Source organism: Mycobacterium sp. 1245852.3 (genome assembly GCF_001669335.1).
GTDB lineage: Bacteria > Actinomycetota > Actinomycetes > Mycobacteriales > Mycobacteriaceae > Mycobacterium > Mycobacterium europaeum_A.
In genome coordinates this window covers 1-14,699 of sequence record NZ_LZLL01000067.1, presented here as the reverse complement: position 1 = coordinate 14,699, position 14,699 = coordinate 1, and the positions used below count along the sequence as shown (strand labels likewise).

14 protein-coding genes and 1 pseudogene are annotated in these 14,699 nt (G+C 67.2%); 8 read left to right on the top strand and 7 right to left on the bottom strand.

Features of this window, described 5'->3' with window-relative positions; genetic code table 11:
• Positions 1 to 694: TetR/AcrR family transcriptional regulator (locus A9W96_RS03075; protein ID WP_156765093.1), on the bottom strand; the 694-nt coding region annotated here is incomplete at its 3' end.
• A 58-nt stretch (positions 695 to 752) separates the two neighbouring features.
• Positions 753 to 1,622: an alpha/beta fold hydrolase gene (locus A9W96_RS03070; protein WP_067137881.1), complete on the bottom strand. Its 870-nt coding sequence runs from the start codon at positions 1,620 to 1,622 to the stop codon at positions 753 to 755.
• 229 nt (positions 1,623 to 1,851) lie between these two features.
• Here A9W96_RS03070 and A9W96_RS03065 point away from each other — a divergent pair, with 229 nt between their 5' ends.
• Positions 1,852 to 3,567 carry an MOSC and FAD-binding oxidoreductase domain-containing protein gene (locus A9W96_RS03065; RefSeq protein ID WP_067137875.1) on the top strand — a complete coding sequence of 572 codons (1,716 nt, stop codon included), beginning with the start codon at positions 1,852 to 1,854 and terminating at the stop codon, positions 3,565 to 3,567.
• A gap of 3 nt (positions 3,568 to 3,570) precedes the next feature.
• On the opposite strand, the gene A9W96_RS03060 is transcribed toward A9W96_RS03065, so the two are convergent.
• The 3 genes from A9W96_RS03060 to A9W96_RS03050 form a co-directional block, all read right to left on the bottom strand.
• Entirely contained in the window at positions 3,571 to 4,311 is a 741-nt protein-coding gene (locus A9W96_RS03060; protein ID WP_067137869.1) for an SDR family NAD(P)-dependent oxidoreductase, read from the bottom strand.
• Between the two features lie 69 nt (positions 4,312 to 4,380).
• Positions 4,381 to 5,178, bottom strand: a complete 798-nt coding sequence (locus A9W96_RS03055; RefSeq protein WP_066865461.1) for a family 1 encapsulin nanocompartment shell protein — start codon at positions 5,176 to 5,178, stop codon at positions 4,381 to 4,383.
• Complete coding sequence (locus A9W96_RS03050; protein WP_066865464.1) at positions 5,175 to 6,185, bottom strand: Dyp-type peroxidase; 1,011 nt, start codon at positions 6,183 to 6,185, stop codon at positions 5,175 to 5,177. The genes A9W96_RS03055 and A9W96_RS03050 overlap by 4 nt, the downstream gene beginning before the upstream one ends.
• 166 nt (positions 6,186 to 6,351) lie before the next feature.
• Here A9W96_RS03050 and A9W96_RS03045 point away from each other — a divergent pair, with 166 nt between their 5' ends.
• Positions 6,352 to 7,614, top strand: coding sequence for a M18 family aminopeptidase (locus A9W96_RS03045; RefSeq protein WP_067137888.1), 1,263 nt, complete (start codon positions 6,352 to 6,354; stop codon positions 7,612 to 7,614).
• 12 nt (positions 7,615 to 7,626) lie between these two features.
• Here the strand turns inward: A9W96_RS03045 and A9W96_RS03040 are convergent, their stop codons facing one another.
• Complete coding sequence (locus tag A9W96_RS03040) at positions 7,627 to 7,983, bottom strand: DoxX family protein (RefSeq protein ID WP_066865468.1); 357 nt, start codon at positions 7,981 to 7,983, stop codon at positions 7,627 to 7,629.
• A 346-nt stretch (positions 7,984 to 8,329) separates the two neighbouring features.
• On the opposite strand from A9W96_RS03040, the gene A9W96_RS03035 reads away from it, so the two are divergent.
• The 3 genes from A9W96_RS03035 to A9W96_RS03025 are packed head-to-tail and all read left to right on the top strand — an operon-like array spanning position 8,330 to position 10,674.
• On the top strand, positions 8,330 to 8,752 hold the full coding sequence (locus A9W96_RS03035; RefSeq protein ID WP_067137867.1) for a hypothetical protein: 423 nt from the start codon (positions 8,330 to 8,332) through the stop codon (positions 8,750 to 8,752).
• A gap of 20 nt (positions 8,753 to 8,772) precedes the next feature.
• Positions 8,773 to 10,278 (top strand): multicopper oxidase family protein, encoded by a 1,506-nt coding sequence (locus A9W96_RS03030; protein WP_231999572.1) that lies wholly within the window; start codon positions 8,773 to 8,775, stop codon positions 10,276 to 10,278.
• A 48-nt stretch (positions 10,279 to 10,326) separates the two neighbouring features.
• Positions 10,327 to 10,674 (top strand): VOC family protein, encoded by a 348-nt coding sequence (locus tag A9W96_RS03025; RefSeq protein WP_067021926.1) that lies wholly within the window; start codon positions 10,327 to 10,329, stop codon positions 10,672 to 10,674.
• Positions 10,675 to 10,681: 7 nt separating this feature from the next.
• Here A9W96_RS03025 and A9W96_RS03020 read toward each other — a convergent pair whose 3' ends face one another.
• Complete coding sequence (locus A9W96_RS03020; protein ID WP_066865480.1) at positions 10,682 to 11,077, bottom strand: nuclear transport factor 2 family protein; 396 nt, start codon at positions 11,075 to 11,077, stop codon at positions 10,682 to 10,684.
• 124 nt (positions 11,078 to 11,201) lie between these two features.
• On the opposite strand from A9W96_RS03020, the gene A9W96_RS03015 reads away from it, so the two are divergent.
• The 3 genes and pseudogenes from A9W96_RS03015 to A9W96_RS03005 form a co-directional block, all read left to right on the top strand.
• Entirely contained in the window at positions 11,202 to 11,987 is a 786-nt protein-coding gene (locus A9W96_RS03015; RefSeq protein WP_067021928.1) for a helix-turn-helix domain-containing protein, read from the top strand.
• Positions 11,988 to 12,051: 64 nt separating this feature from the next.
• Complete coding sequence (purL, locus tag A9W96_RS03010; protein ID WP_067137863.1) at positions 12,052 to 14,349, top strand: phosphoribosylformylglycinamidine synthase subunit PurL; 2,298 nt, start codon at positions 12,052 to 12,054, stop codon at positions 14,347 to 14,349.
• Between the two features lie 19 nt (positions 14,350 to 14,368).
• A pseudogene (locus tag A9W96_RS03005) lies at positions 14,369 to 14,699 on the top strand (CPBP family intramembrane glutamate endopeptidase); the annotation flags it as partial.

Genomic DNA, 14,699 nt, shown 5'->3' with positions numbered 1-14,699 from the left:
CATCGCATTGCTGGTTCGCGATGCCGATCCACACCAGCTGGCGTTGGTGATCGTCGCCGCGCACCAGGGCGGTGGCGTGCTGACCTTCACTTACCGAGAGGAGTGGCCCCACGCCGACGCCATTCGCTTCGCGATCAACTATTTGCGTCTGTTCGCCACCGCCCTGGTGCGCGGCGACGATCACCAACGCCAGCTGGTGTGGATCGGCATCGCGAACCAGCAATCCGTCGTCTTTCATCCGCGCAATCGCCTGTTCCAGCAAGTCAATCCACTGCCGGTACCCGGCCGCCAACGCCTCGCGCGTGGCGTCGTCTGACTTCGCCAACTGGGCGGTGAGCGCGTGATAGGTGGGGGTGCCGAAATAGCCGATGCGCCGCAGGTAGCGCATGTTCAGGTCGATCCACCGCTCGAAGTCGTCAAACGAACCCAGGCCGCGAAGTGTGGGCTGGCGGTGAAAGTCCAAGACGACGCCGATCTGGCGCCTGATCACCGCGCGGATGAGCGTCGCCTTATCGGCGAAATAGTGGGCGAGCTGTGAGCCGCTGACGGAAGCCGCCCGGCGAACGCCGTCCATGTTGAACGCGGACAGGCCCTTTGTGACGATCAGCTCGGCGGCGGCCTGCACGATCCGGTCGCGGGTGGCACGCCCCTTGGCGGTCAACCGTTGTTCACCATGAACATCGGGATGGGCCATCGCGTCAGGCTAACCTGGTAGCGCCCCCATTTATGGGATCTCCAGCCCATACATCGGCTCAGGCGCGGCCTTGCCTGGCGAGGAAGTTCCAGATCAGGTGCGCGACGTCGTCGCACGCCGACTCCAGCAGAAAGTGTCCGCCGTCGAGCAGATGGATCTCGGCGTCGGGCAGGTCGTCGGCGAACGCCTCGGCGCCGGCCGGGCCGAAGATCTCGTCGCCGCGGCCCCAGACGGCCAGCAGCGGCACCCGGGTGGCCCGGAAGTAGTCGTGCAGGCGCGGATAAAGGGGCGCATTGGTGGCGTAGTCGCGAAACAGCTTGAGCTGCACCAGGTCATTGCCCGGACGGGAGATCAGGGCGTAGTCGTGTTGCCAGGATTCGGGATCGATCAGCGTCTCGTCGGCCACACCGGTCACGTACTGCCAACGGGTGGCCTCCAGGGTGAGGAACTGGCGCACGGCCGCCTCGGTACCCGCCGTCTGCTCCTGTTGGTATGCCTGCACGACCTTCCAGAAGCTCTCGACGAATCCCGCGTCATACCCATTGCCGTTCTGGCTGATGATCGCGGTGATCGCGGCCGGGTCGCGCAACGCGAGTCGCCAGCCGATCGGCGCGCCGTAGTCCTGGACGTACATGGCGTACCGGTCGACGCCCAGGGTCCGCAGCAGGTTTGCGGTCAGACCGGTCAGCGCGTCGAAGGTGTAGTCGAAGTCGTCGACCGGTGGCGCGTCGGACAGCCCGAAGCCCAAGTGATCCGGCGCGATGACATGGTAAGCGTCGGCCAGGGCCGGGATCAGGTGACGGAACATGTACGAGCTGGTGGGAAAGCCGTGCAGGAGGAGCACCGTGGGACCGGCCGGGTCTCCTGCCTCGCGGTAGAAGAGTCGATGGCCGTCGACCGTGGCGTAGCGATGGTGAACAGCAGGCATGACGTTCCTCCTGACTCAGCGCATTTCACCGTGGTACGCCGCGGCGGCGTCCGACGGAAAATCCGCGAACCCATCTCAAGTTTCTGGGCTATCCGACCCATTATGCACCGCCGCCGAGGTGAGCGACAGCCCCGCGAAGCCGATGTATTGCCGTGCGGACTGGCCTGCCATATTCTGGGCCAATCATCCCAGTTGGGCTCGCTACGGATACGAGCTGGTTCGAGGTGACATGGTCGACAGGCTTGTTTCGGTGAACGTGGGCATGCCCAAGAACGTCGAATGGCGCGACAAAACCGTCTACACGGGGATATGGAAGGCCCCGGTCGAGGGACCGGTCATGGTGCGCCGCCGCAACGTCGACGGTGACGGTCAGGGCGACCTCGCCGGTCACGGTGGTGAACAACGCGCGGTGATGGTGTATCAGAGCGAGTCCTACGACTTCTGGAAGAGCTACCTGAAGCGCGACGACTTGCGAGCCGGGCACTTCGGGGAAAACTTCACCGTCACCGGGCTCGCCGACGACGACGTCTGCATCGGCGACCGCTATCGCATCGGTGACGCCGAGTTCGAGGTGACCCAGCCGCGCGTCACCTGCTTTCGGGTCGGCCTTCGCCTCGACGAGCCCGACATGCCCAATCTGCTGGTGGCCCAGCATCGCCCGGGCTTTTACTTCCGCGTGATCGCCGAGGGCCACGTGCGAGCCGGTGACGACATCGTGCGGACGCGCCGCGGCCGCCACGAACTCAGCGTCGCCGCTGTGGACGCGCTGCTTTATCTACCCGACCGCAACGTCGAGACGCTGCGCAAGGCCGTCGACATTCCGGCGCTGAGCCCGGGTTGGCAGCAGTCGTTTCACGAGCTGTTGGCCGCTCACGATGGTGCCACTTCCGCGGTGGCGCCGCCCATCGGAGTCGAACCGGGGTGGCAGGGCTTTCGTAGCTTGCGGGTCACCGAAACATGCTGGGAGAGTCCAGAAGTGCTCTCGATCCGGCTCAAGGCCGACGACCAGGCTCCGCTGCCACCGGCGCTGCCCGGGCAGTACTTGACGATCAAGATCGCCGGCGCCGGCGAGCCCGCGCCGCTGCGCAGCTATTCCCTGTCGGACGATGCCTCCGCCGGCTATTACCGCATCAGCGTCAAGCGCGAGGACCACGGCGTGGTGAGCCGGTGGTTGCACACCCACATCAAGCCGGGGTCGGTAATCGCGGCGGCCGCTCCGCGTGGCGACTTCTGCCTGACCGAGGACGAGGGCCCGGTCGTCCTGTTCTCCGCCGGAATAGGCGCGACGCCGGTGCTGGCGATGCTGCACGCCCTGTCCGCGGCCGGAAGCCGGCGCGACATCTGGTGGTTGCACACCACCCGCAACCGGGAAACGCAGGTGTTCGCAGCCGAAGTCGAGACGCTGATCGGATCGTTACCGCACGCCCGGCAGCGGGTCTTCCTTACCGAAACGCAGGGCCGGCTGCGCCGGGAGTCGATCGCGGAACTGGGCCTGCCGACCGACGCCACCGTTTACCTTTGCGGTCCAACCCAATTCATGACGGATATGCGCGACGCCTTGACCGGCATGGGATTCGACCCGTCCCGGATCCACACCGAGCTGTTCGGCGCGCTGCCCGCGATCAACCCCGGGGTGGTCGATGCGGGCGAGCGCAAGCCGCCCCACCTGCCCGCCGGCCCACTGGGTGTCGGACCGGCGATCACCTTCACACGCAGCGGATTAACGGTCAACTGGTCACCCGCGTACCGCAGCATCCTCGATCTCGCCGAAGCATGCGACGTGCCAACCCGCTTCTCCTGCCGCAGCGGCGTGTGTCACGTGTGCGTCACCGGAATCGTCTCCGGCGCAACCACTTACGTTCAGCGGCCGCTGGATCCGCCGGGTTACGGGTCGGTACTGATCTGCTCGGCGGCGCCGGAAACCGACGTGGTGCTCGATCTGTAGTGCTCAGGCGACGATTGCTTGCTGCCCTCCGGTCGCATGCAAGACTGCGCCGTTGACGTAGCTGGCCTCCGGCGAGGCGAGAAAGACTACGGCACTGGCGATTTCGCTCGCGTCGGCCACCCGCTTCAGCGCCGTGATGGCCGCGATGGTCTCGAGGGCGCCCGGAAGCGCCGCGGCCCCAGGCGTTTCCGTCGGCCCCGCGGCCACCGCGTTCACCCGCACGCCCGACTCGCCGAATTCATCGGCCCATACGCGGGTCAGCTGCTCCAAGCCGGCTTTGGTGGCTCCGTAGATCCCCGCCCCGCGCGTTGCGAACGACGCTGCGAGGGTGCTCACGTTCACCACCGCACCGTGGCCCCGGGCGGCCATGGCCGGCACCAACTTCTGCACCAGGATGTAGGGGGCGTGCAGGTTGACGTTCACGTGTTCGTCGAAGGTCGCGTCGTCGGTGTCGGCGGTCGGCCCGAATTCATAGATACCGGCGTTGTTGACCAGGATGTCCACCGGCCCGGCCTCGGTGGCCAATCGCCGCACCTCGTCGGCGACGTTGAGATCCGCCGCGACGAAACGAGCTATACCACCGGCATTTTCGATGTCGCGGACGGTTTTTGCGCCGCGTTCGGCGTTGCGGCCCTGCACCACGACCTCGGCGCCGCGACGTGCAAGCTGCAGTGCGATTTCCCGGCCGATACCCGATGTAGCACCGGTCACCAACGCGGTCGATCCGGCCAATGATGTTGCCATCGAAATCCTGCCTCCAGGAGAGAAGTTCAATTGCTCTCCCGGTAAGCAGCGGTTGGTCGGCGTTTATTCCTAGGGGTTCAGCGGGACGGACGCCTCGGCGGTGTAGCACAGGAAGGTCAGCGTCTCCTGCAGGTACAGCTGCACGGTGTCCGCGTCGTGGCTGGTGTATCCGATCGACACGTCGGTGCCGAGCTGCAGGTCGAAGTCGCCGCCGCGGGTGGTCAGCACGAACGCGCCGTCGATGGCCGGTGCCCAGATGATGTCTCCGGGAACCAGTCGGTCGATGTGTTCGAGGATCGGATATCCGTGTTCGGTGGTCTCGCTGACCCGGGTGTAGACGTCGGCGGACAGCAGCACCGAGTACGGGCCGTCCACACCGGCCAGCCGGAGTTCGGAGATCGCCTGGGTGATGACGTCGGGGATCTCGCGCGGATCGGCCGGCAGGGTCAGCGATTTGTTCGAGCTGGCCGAGCGGATGCCCTCGATCGACGCCGCGGCGTAGCCCTCGAAGATGGCCCGGTCTTCCACGAACGCCAGCTTCTTGGCGGCCTCCTTGACCGGATCCCAGTCGGAGTCGTTGGCGCCGCGCTCGACGTTGTCGATCTCGTAACGAGACAGGGTGAACGGAACCCGCAGGCGGACAAGGGGTTTGCTCTCCCGCAGATGAGCCTCCACACCCTCGGTGGGCGACGCCACGTTGGCGAGCCGACCGGTGCTGACGGCGGCGGCGACCGGTCCGCCCGGCTCGCTGACGTCGACGACCCGGCGCCCGGCGATGTGTCGCTTGAAGGTGCGGGTCGCCTCCGTTTCGATCTCGTGCCAGGCGGCGTCGGTGACCGGTGCCAGGTCGCGGTAGAGGTTGTTCATAAGGAGGTTCCTTTCAGGCTGCCGATCGAAAGTGAGCCGTTCTGTGCAACAGGCGTTTCCGCCACCGGCGCTGCGGGCAGCGGCGGTGGATCATCGAGAAAGTCCAGGGTGGGGGAGAAGAACATTCCGCCGGTTACGGCGGTGGAGAAGTCGAGGATGCGGTCGGTGTTGCCCGGGGGATCGCCGAGGAACATGTTGCGCAACATTCGTTCGGTGACTTGGGGTGTCCGCGAATAGCCGATGAAGTAGGTGCCGTATTCGCTCTTGCCGAGTTCGCCGAACGGCATGTTGTGCCGCACGATTTTCAGTTCCGTGCCGTCGTCGTCGGTGATCACGTTGAGCGCGATGTGGGAGTTGGCCGGCTTCACATCGTCGTCGAGTTCGATGTCGTCCAGCTTGGTCCGGCCGATCACCCGCTCCTGCTCGGTGACCGAGATCGAATGCCACGACGACATGTCGTGCACGTACTTCTGCACGTGCACATAGCAAGAGCCGGCGAAGTCGGGGTCCTCGTCGCCGATCGCGGTGGCACTTTCGGCCAGCGCGCCGTCCGGGTTCTCGGTGCCGTCAACGAATCCGAGCAAGTCGCGGTTGTCGAAGTAGCGGAAGCCATGCACCTCGTCGACCACGGTGACCGCGCCGGCCATCGATTTGAGGATCCGGTCGGCCAGCTCGAAGCAGACGTCCAAGCTCTCGGCCCTGATATGGAACAACAGGTCCCCGGGGGTGGCGGGGGCGGTGTGCCGCGGTCCATTCAGCTCGGTGAACCGGTGCAGTTCGGCGGGCCGCGGTCCGGAGAACAGGCGGTCCCACGCGTCGGAGCCGATCGAGGCGATCGCCGACAACCGCTTCTGCGGTTCGCGGAAGCCGATCGCGCGCACCAGTCCCGGAATCTCGGGCAGCGCGTCGTGCACCGTCGCCTCTCCGCCGTCGTCGATGGTGACCACCAGGAAGATCGCCGCGGGCGTCAACGGCGCGAGGATCGGTTGCGGCTGGACGGGGGGCACTCTGAGGACCCTAGCGTGGCGACGGTGAGCGCCGAAAGCGGAGCGAGCAAGGAGCGCGCAATCGGACCTAGCGTGGCGACGGTGAGCGCCGAAAGCGGCGCGAGCAAGGAGCGCGCAATCGGACCTAGCGTGAAGTCCGTGACCGCGGACAGCCATGATGATCAACATGTCGGCCAGCGCCGCAGGCCTCTGCGATTTCATCGACGCTTCCCCCTCGCCATTTCATGCCTGCGCCACGGTCGGCGCGCGGCTGACCGCCGCCGGGTTCACCGAACTGAACGAGACTCAACGGTGGCCGGAAGAACCGGGCCGCTACTTCGTGGTCCGGGCCGGCTCGCTGGTCGCGTGGAATTCCGACGGCGCCGACGGCCCCTTCCGGATCGTCGGCGCACACACCGACAGCCCGAACCTGCGGGTCAAACAGCATCCCGACCGGATGGTCGCCGGTTGGCGGGTGCTCGCCTTGGAGCCCTACGGCGGCGCGTGGCTCAACTCCTGGCTGGACCGCGACCTGGGCATCAGCGGGCGGTTGTCAGTTCATGACGGCAGCGGGATCGAGCACCGGCTGGTCCGAATCGACGACCCGATCCTGCGGGTGCCGCAGCTGGCCATTCACCTGGCCGAGGACCGCAAATCGCTGACACTGGACCCGCAGCGCCACGTCAACGCCGTCTGGGGTGTCGGCGCAGCAGCGACGTCCTTCCTCGACTTCGTCGCGGAACGCGCCGGGGTCGCGGCGACCGACGTGCTGGCCGCCGACCTGATGACCCACGACCTGACCCCCTCAACGGTGATCGGCGCCAACGCCGACCTGCTGAGCGCTCCCCGGCTGGACAACCAGGCCAGTTGCTATGCGGGCATGGAGGCTATGTTGGCCGCCACGCCCCGGGTGTTCGTACCCGTGCTGGTGCTCTTCGACCACGAGGAGGTCGGTTCGTCCTCCGACCACGGTGCCCAGTCCGACCTGTTGGGCACCATCCTGGAGCGCATCGTGCTCACGGCCGGCGGTACCCGAGAGGACTTCCTGCGCCGTCTGCCCGACTCACTGCTGGCCTCGGCGGACATGGCGCACGCCACCCATCCGAACTATCCGGATCGGCACGAGCCCGGCCACCTGATAGAGGTCAACGCCGGGCCAGTACTGAAGGTGCACCCCAACCTGCGTTATGCCACCGAGGGACGCACGGCCGCGGCCTTCGCGCTGGCCTGCCGGCAGGCCGGGGTCAACCTGCAGCGCTACGAGCACCGCGCCGACCTGCCCTGCGGGTCGACGATAGGGCCGCTCGCTGCCGCCCGGACCGGCATCCCGACCGTCGACGTCGGCGCCGCGCAGCTGGCGATGCACTCGGCGCGCGAGTTGATGGGCGCGCACGACGTGGCCTCGTACTCGGCCGCGATGCAGGCCTTCTTTTCGCCCGAGTCGTTCTGAGGTTCGACAGGGCTACACGAAAGCCAGAGTGAGCGCGAAGGTTGCGGCGTTGAGGGCGAGCAGGAACCCGGCGAACGCGAACTGACCGGAAATATCGTTGGCGAGTACGTGGGTGTACATCGCGCAAATGAAGAAGATGGTCAGCCCGGCTGCCGCGGCGACGCCGATTGCCGGAATCCACAGGCCGACGATAAGCCCAAGGGCGCCTAAGGTTTTCAGGGTGCCGATGGGGAACCGCAGCCAGGACAGCGGCACCCCGGCCCGGCGCATGGGCCCCATGATGGGCGCGAAGTGGAGCAGTGCGCTCACGCCCGAGAAGCCGTCGAAGGCTATGGCAATTGCCGTCACGATGAGGTATGCGGTGCGCATGTTGGGGTCTTCCGTGGTTGGTCGAATGAGAGCAGAGTCGTCTGTGTCAGCCCGTCCGGGCAGCCCTGACGCACCAGGCCAGAGCGCTTCGGAAAGCGACCCCGACCGGCTCTTCGATCGGGTATCGCCGCATTAGGGGGTCCATCGCTTCTCCTATTGCGTATTCCGTTGCGGTGGCCCGCAATCGGCTGATCCAGTCCGGGTGGAGTAGCCGGCCGCTACCAGCAACTCGTATCCAAGGACGGATCGGCGGGGCGCAAAGTTACACGCGCGCGTAACTTTTCGCCGCCGCGCCTCGTCGTCACTTCGTGAGGCGGCAATCCTGACGCCACGACGAGGAGGATCGATGACAGCGGAGAGCTGGTACGGCCCGCGCTGGCCGCGGGTGACCGCCCGTGCCACCAGTGCAACGTTGGCAATCCTGGCGGTGGCTCAAGCCGCATTCGCCGGCAGTTTCCTGGGTGGGCAGTACGACGCACTGGGGCTGCACTCCGCGGGCGCGAAAGTGACCACGGTGCTTTCCGTCGTTCAGGTGGTGGTGCTGGTGATCGTGAGCAGGACGGGCGGGCCGCGCTGGCCGATAGCGGTCGCGACGCTGGTGACCATCCTCCTCATCGCCGAGTTCGCCTCGGGGGAATTGCGGCTGACAGCGTTACACGTTCCACTCGGGGTGCTGTTGATCGTGGGGATCATTCAGCTGACCGCATCGGTGTGGCGGTGGCCGCTGGCCGCACCCTCTCGTCCAGCACACCAGGATGTGATTCGGTGAACCGGCGTAGCGCGCTGCGGGTGGGCGCTGCCGCGGCTGGAATCGGCTTGGTCGGTGCCGGCTGGCCAATGGCGGGCGCACTGCTGGGATCGGCAGAATCGGGACGGCTCGTGCGCAGTCAGACCAAACTGCCCGACCGCTATCAAGTCCCGTTGCCGATCCCGGAGCAATTGGCACCGGTCAGCAGCGATGCCGGCACCGACTACTACGAGATCACCCAGCAGATCTCGCACTTGCGCATACTGCCCGAGTTGACCACTGCGGCATGGACGTACAACACGACTTTTCCCGGCCCCACCATCGTTTCCCGGTCCGGCCGCCGAGCCGTGGTGCGGCATCGCAACGCTCTGCCGGTGCCGGTCGTGGTGCATCTGCATGGCGGGCACACCCCGCAAGACCACGATGGATACCCCATCGACTTCATCCTGCCCCAAGGCGATCAATCCAGTGCGTATGGCATGACGCGCAATAGCGTTGTCGGACAGCGTGAATACGTTTATCCGATGAACCAGCGGGCCGCTACCTTGTGGTACCACGATCACCGCATGGGGTATACGGGCGCCGCTGTGTGGCACGGCCTGGCCGGTTTTCACGTGATCCATGACGATGAGGAAGACGCATTGCCGCTGCCTCGCGCCGGGCGCGACATTCCGTTGATGATCACCGATCGTGCCTTCGCCGCCGATGGCTCCTTTCGGTACCCCGCCGCGGACGGCGGCGGCGTAACCGGCGACTACATGAATGGCGTCCTCGGTGACGTCATCCTCGTCAACGGCGCGCCGTGGCCGGTGTTGGAGACCGACCCCGCCCGCTATCGCTTGCGGCTACTGAACGCATCCAACGCCCGTCGCTACCGACTCCAGTTAGACCCACAGCCGCCCGGCGGGTCGGCGCTGGTGCAGATCGGCAGTGACGGCGGATTGCTCGCGCGACCGGTCGGCCACGATTTCATCGACATCGCTCCGGCCGAACGCTTTGATGTTGTGGTCGATTTCAGCCGGTACCGGCGCGGCACAAGCGTGCGCCTGGTCAACCTGCTGGGTACCGAAAACGCCGGTGAGGTCATGCGATTCGACATCGTCGGCGCCGACCGCTCCGATGAGTCGGCCACCCCCGAACTGCTCAGCAGTAGCGCAGCGGGTCTTAACCGACACGATGCCGTGGCCACCCGCACGTTCCTCTTCCGCCTCGGAAGAGGGGGCGCGTGGACGATCAACGACCTGTCGTATCAACCGGGCCGGGCGCTGGCGCGTCCCAAGCTCGGTACCGCAGAGATCTGGCGGTTCATCACCGAATTCCACCATCCCGTCCACGTGCACCTCAACCCGTTCCAAGTGATCTCACGCAACAATCGCGCACCGGGACGGTTCGACATGGGCTGGAAGGACACCGTCGACGTCCGGCCGGCCGAGGCGGTCGAAGTCCTCATCCGATTCACCGACTACACCGGTTCCTACCTGCTGCATTGCCACAATCTCGAGCACGAAGACATGGCCATGATGGCCGACTTCGTGACGGTGGATTAGCCGCGCGTTCCTTCCGCCCGGGCCCCATCACGCCTAGGGTCTGGCGTTATGGCGCTCAACGTGGAGATGCTGACCTTTGACTGTGACAACCCGGCGAAGCTGGCCGCCTGGTGGGCCGCCCAGTTCGGCGGCTCGACGCACGATGTGCTCGCCGGCGAGTTCACCGCGGTGACCTTTCCGGAAGGACTCCGGCTCGGATTCCAGAAGGTGCCCGACCCGACGCCCGGAAAGAACCGCGTGCACCTCGATTTGAGCGCGGCCGACGTCGACGCCGAGGTGTCCCGACTGACGGCGGCCGGAGCGACCGAGGTCGGCCGGCACCAATTCGGCGACACCTTCCGGTGGGTGGTGCTGGCCGACCCCGAGGGCAACGTGTTCTGCGTCGTGCGTCAGTAGCGCTCGCTCAGCGCTGACCCAGGAAAGCCGGCTCGTAGCGGATCACGTTCTCCACCACGATCCCGTCGCGGGTGCGGACCCGGTCGATGCCCCGGATCTGAAACGGTCCGTCCGGGCCGGTGCCATGACCGACGTAGTGCAAGAACACGAGTTCCTCACCTTCGGCGGCAGCAGGGACGGTAGCGCTGTCGATCACCTCGAGTCGCAAATCGGGTGCAGCCTCCAGCAATTCGGCGATTTTCGCCGTATACGCCTCGATTCCCCGGACCGGCTCCGCATCGCCGGGCCAGTAGCCGACGATGTCCTCGGCGAGGATGTCGAAGCCGCGCGACATGGTGGGTGCGGCCCAGTATGCCGCGAAGACCTCGGCGCTGAACTTCGGCGCGGATTGGACGTCCGTCATGGTTCCTCCTTGGATCGGGCGCTCCGATCGAGCGCGTGCAGCAAGCGTGTCGCCGCGCAGTGCGGCATCGCAATTACCTGAGAGGTCATCGCCGTGGGCGCGCAGACGTGGTTACCGTGGCCTGGTGAGTCAAGCGGCGGTCGGTGCCCTGTTGCGCGAATGGCGGACGCGACGGCGCGTGAGTCAGCTCGATCTTTCGCTGAGCGTCGGCGTCTCGGCGCGGCACCTGAGTTTCATCGAGACGGGACGCTCGCGCCCCAGTCCGGAAATGGTGCTCACCCTCGCCGACGGACTCGATATACCACTGCGGGAACGCAACACGCTGCTGCTCGCCGCAGGTTTCGCGCCGCGTTACCAATCGCGCCCGCTCGAGGACCCCGCCCTTTCCCCGGCTCGCGAAGCGGTGCAACGCCTGCTCGATGCGCACGACCCCTACCCGGGCATCCTCATCGACCGCTGCTGGAACATCGTGGGGACCAACGCCGCAGCCTCCGCGCTGACCGCCGGCCTACCCGAGGAGCTGCTGGGGCCGCCGGCCAACGTCTACCGGTTGTGCTTGCACCCCGACGGCCTGGCCGGACGCACCCTGAATTTCCCGGACTGGGCCGGCTACCTGCTGAACCAACTGCGGCGCACCGTCGCGCTCACCGGCGACCCGGGATTGGCGGCGCTCGACAAGGAGGTGCGCGACTACCCGGGTGTCGCTGCCGCGGCCGAAGCGCGGCGCACGCCGGAGAGCGCGTCGCTGCTCATTCCGTTCATCCTCGACGTCGGCGGGGGCCGACGGTTGTCCATGTTCACCACGCTGACGACGTTCGGGACGCCGCTGGAGGTCACCCTCGCCGAACTGGCCGTCGAATTGTTCTACCCCGCGGACACCGAAACCGCAGACCTGCTCCGCGGCGTCTAGGTCCCGCTATGCCTGCTGGGGCGGCGAGAGCGCCTGCACGCCGCCCAGCCCTAGACTGTCTGGCGTGACTGTCCCCGGGACCAGCGCGCCCACCCAGGCCATCGACACCGTCGAGCACGCCGCCACCACTCCCGACGAGCCGCAACCGTTCGCCGAGCTGGGCCTCAAAGACGACGAGTACCAGCGCATCCGCGAGATCCTGGGCCGTCGCCCCACCGACACCGAGCTGGCGATGTACTCGGTGATGTGGAGCGAGCACTGCTCCTACAAGTCATCCAAGGTGCACCTGCGCTACTTCGGCGAGACCACCACCGACGAGATGCGCACCGGCATGCTGGCCGGGATCGGCGAGAACGCCGGCGTCGTCGACATCGGCGACGGCTGGGCCGTCACCTTCAAGGTCGAATCGCACAACCACCCGTCCTACGTCGAGCCCTACCAGGGTGCGGCCACCGGCGTCGGCGGCATCGTCCGCGACATCATGGCGATGGGCGCGCGACCGGTCGCGGTGATGGACCAGCTTCGGTTCGGCGCGGCCGACGCGCCGGACACCCGCCGCGTGCTCGACGGCGTGGTGCGCGGCATCGGCGGCTACGGCAACTCGTTGGGCCTGCCCAACATCGGCGGCGAAACCGTCTTCGACGCGTGCTATGCCGGCAACCCCTTGGTGAACGCCATGTGCGTCGGCGTCTTGCGCCAAGAGGACCTGCATCTGGCCTTCGCCTCGGGCGCCGGGAACAAGATCATCCTGTTCGGGGCCCGCACCGGGCTGGACGGCATCGGCGGGGTGTCGGTGCTGGCGTCGGACACCTTCGACGCGGAGAACTCGCGCAAGAAGCTGCCCTCGGTTCAGGTGGGCGACCCCTTCATGGAGAAGGTGCTCATCGAGTGCTGCCTCGAGCTGTACGCCGGTCATCTGGTGGTCGGCATCCAGGACCTGGGTGGCGCTGGATTATCATGCGCCACTTCGGAATTGGCCTCTGCCGGCGACGGTGGCATGGCGATCCAGCTGGAGACTGTGCCGCTGCGCACCACCGGTATGACGCCCGCGGAGATCCTGTGCAGCGAGTCCCAGGAGCGGATGTGCGCGGTGGTCACCCCGGACAACGTCGACGCCTTCTTGGCGGTGTGCCGCAAGTGGGACGTGCTGGCCACCGTGATCGGCGAGGTCACCGACGGCGACCGGTTGCGGATCACCTGGCACGGCCAGACCGTCGTCGACGTCCCGCCGCGCACCGTCGCCCACGAAGGCCCGGTCTACCAGCGACCGGTCGCCCGCCCCGACACGCAGGACGCCCTGAACGCGGACAGGTCGACCCGGCTGCCACGACCGTCCAGCGGTGACGAACTGCGCGCCACTTTGCTTGCGCTGCTGGGCAGCCCGCACCTGTGCAGCCGCGCCTTCATCACCGAGCAGTACGACCGATACGTGCGGGGCAACACGGTGCTGGCCGAGCACGCCGACGGCGGCGTGCTGCGCGTCGACGAGTCCACCGGCCGCGGCATCGCCTTGTCGACCGACGCCTCCGGCCGCTACACGAAGCTGGATCCCTACGCCGGAGCCCAGCTCGCGCTGGCCGAGGCCTACCGCAACGTCGCGGTCACCGGAGCGGCCCCCGTCGCGGTGACCAACTGCCTGAACTTCGGTTCACCCGAGGACCCCGGTGTGATGTGGCAGTTCTCGCAGGCCGTCAAGGGACTCGCCGATGGCTGTGTGGCACTGGGGATTCCGGTCACCGGCGGCAACGTCAGCTTCTACAACCAGACGGGCTCGGCGGCGATCCTGCCCACCCCGGTGGTCGGGGTGCTCGGCGTCATCGACGACGTCGCCCGGCGTATCCCCACCGGCCTGGGCACCGAGCCCGGGGAAACCCTCATGCTGCTCGGCGAGACCCGCGACGAGTTCGACGGCTCGATCTGGGCCCAGGTGACCGCCGACCACCTGGGCGGTCTGCCGCCCCAGGTGGACCTGGCCCGCGAGAAGCTGCTGGGTGAGGTGCTGCGCTCGGCATCGCGTGACGGCCTGGTGTCCGCGGCGCACGACCTGTCCGAAGGCGGACTCGCGCAGGCCGTCGTCGAAGCGGCCCTGGCCGGTGAAACCGGTTGCCGCATCGTGCTTCCCGAGGGCGCCGATCCGTTCGTGACGTTGTTCTCCGAGTCGGCCGGCCGCGTGCTGGTGGCGGTGCCGCGCACCGAGGAGAGCCGGTTCCGGTCGATGTGCGAGGCGCGGGGGCTGCCGGCGGTGCGCATCGGCGTCGTCGACCAGGCCTCCGACGCGGTGGAGGTGCAGGGCCTGTTCACGATCACCCTGGCCGAATTGCGCGAGACCTCCGAGGCGGTGTTGCCGCGGCTCTTCGGATGAGTGCTCGCGGCGAATCTTGATGTCCGACATGGCCTTTCGTCGGATCCGCGCCGTGTCGCTGGCCGCCGCCCTGGTCGGCTGGAGTTTCGTCAGCCCTAGGCTGCCGGCCAACTGGCGGACAGCGCTGCAGGCCGCGGTGGGTGGGCTGCTCGTGTTGGTCACGCGCGCTCCGCTGGGCCTGCGGCCGCCCCGGCTGTGGGCCGGCCTGCGCTTGGGCTCCCTGGTCGCCTGCTCGGCGGCGGCCACCGTGGCCGCGACGACTCAGCTGGCGCCGGTGCGCCGATCGATGGCCGGCCGCGAGCCGCCGGCGGCATACCCGGAGTGGCTGTTGCTGCGGATACCCGTGGGCA

Coding starts and splice junctions, on each gene's coding strand:
- A9W96_RS03070 (WP_067137881.1), bottom strand. CDS start 1,622: ATGCCTGCTGTTCACCATCGCTACGCCACGGTCGACGGCCATCGACTC.
- A9W96_RS03065 (WP_067137875.1), top strand. CDS start 1,852: ATGGTCGACAGGCTTGTTTCGGTGAACGTGGGCATGCCCAAGAACGTC.
- A9W96_RS03060 (WP_067137869.1), bottom strand. CDS start 4,311: ATGGCAACATCATTGGCCGGATCGACCGCGTTGGTGACCGGTGCTACA.
- A9W96_RS03055 (WP_066865461.1), bottom strand. CDS start 5,178: ATGAACAACCTCTACCGCGACCTGGCACCGGTCACCGACGCCGCCTGG.
- A9W96_RS03045 (WP_067137888.1), top strand. CDS start 6,352: ATGTCGGCCAGCGCCGCAGGCCTCTGCGATTTCATCGACGCTTCCCCC.
- A9W96_RS03040 (WP_066865468.1), bottom strand. CDS start 7,983: ATGCGCACCGCATACCTCATCGTGACGGCAATTGCCATAGCCTTCGAC.
- A9W96_RS03035 (WP_067137867.1), top strand. CDS start 8,330: ATGACAGCGGAGAGCTGGTACGGCCCGCGCTGGCCGCGGGTGACCGCC.
- A9W96_RS03025 (WP_067021926.1), top strand. CDS start 10,327: ATGGCGCTCAACGTGGAGATGCTGACCTTTGACTGTGACAACCCGGCG.
- A9W96_RS03020 (WP_066865480.1), bottom strand. CDS start 11,077: ATGACGGACGTCCAATCCGCGCCGAAGTTCAGCGCCGAGGTCTTCGCG.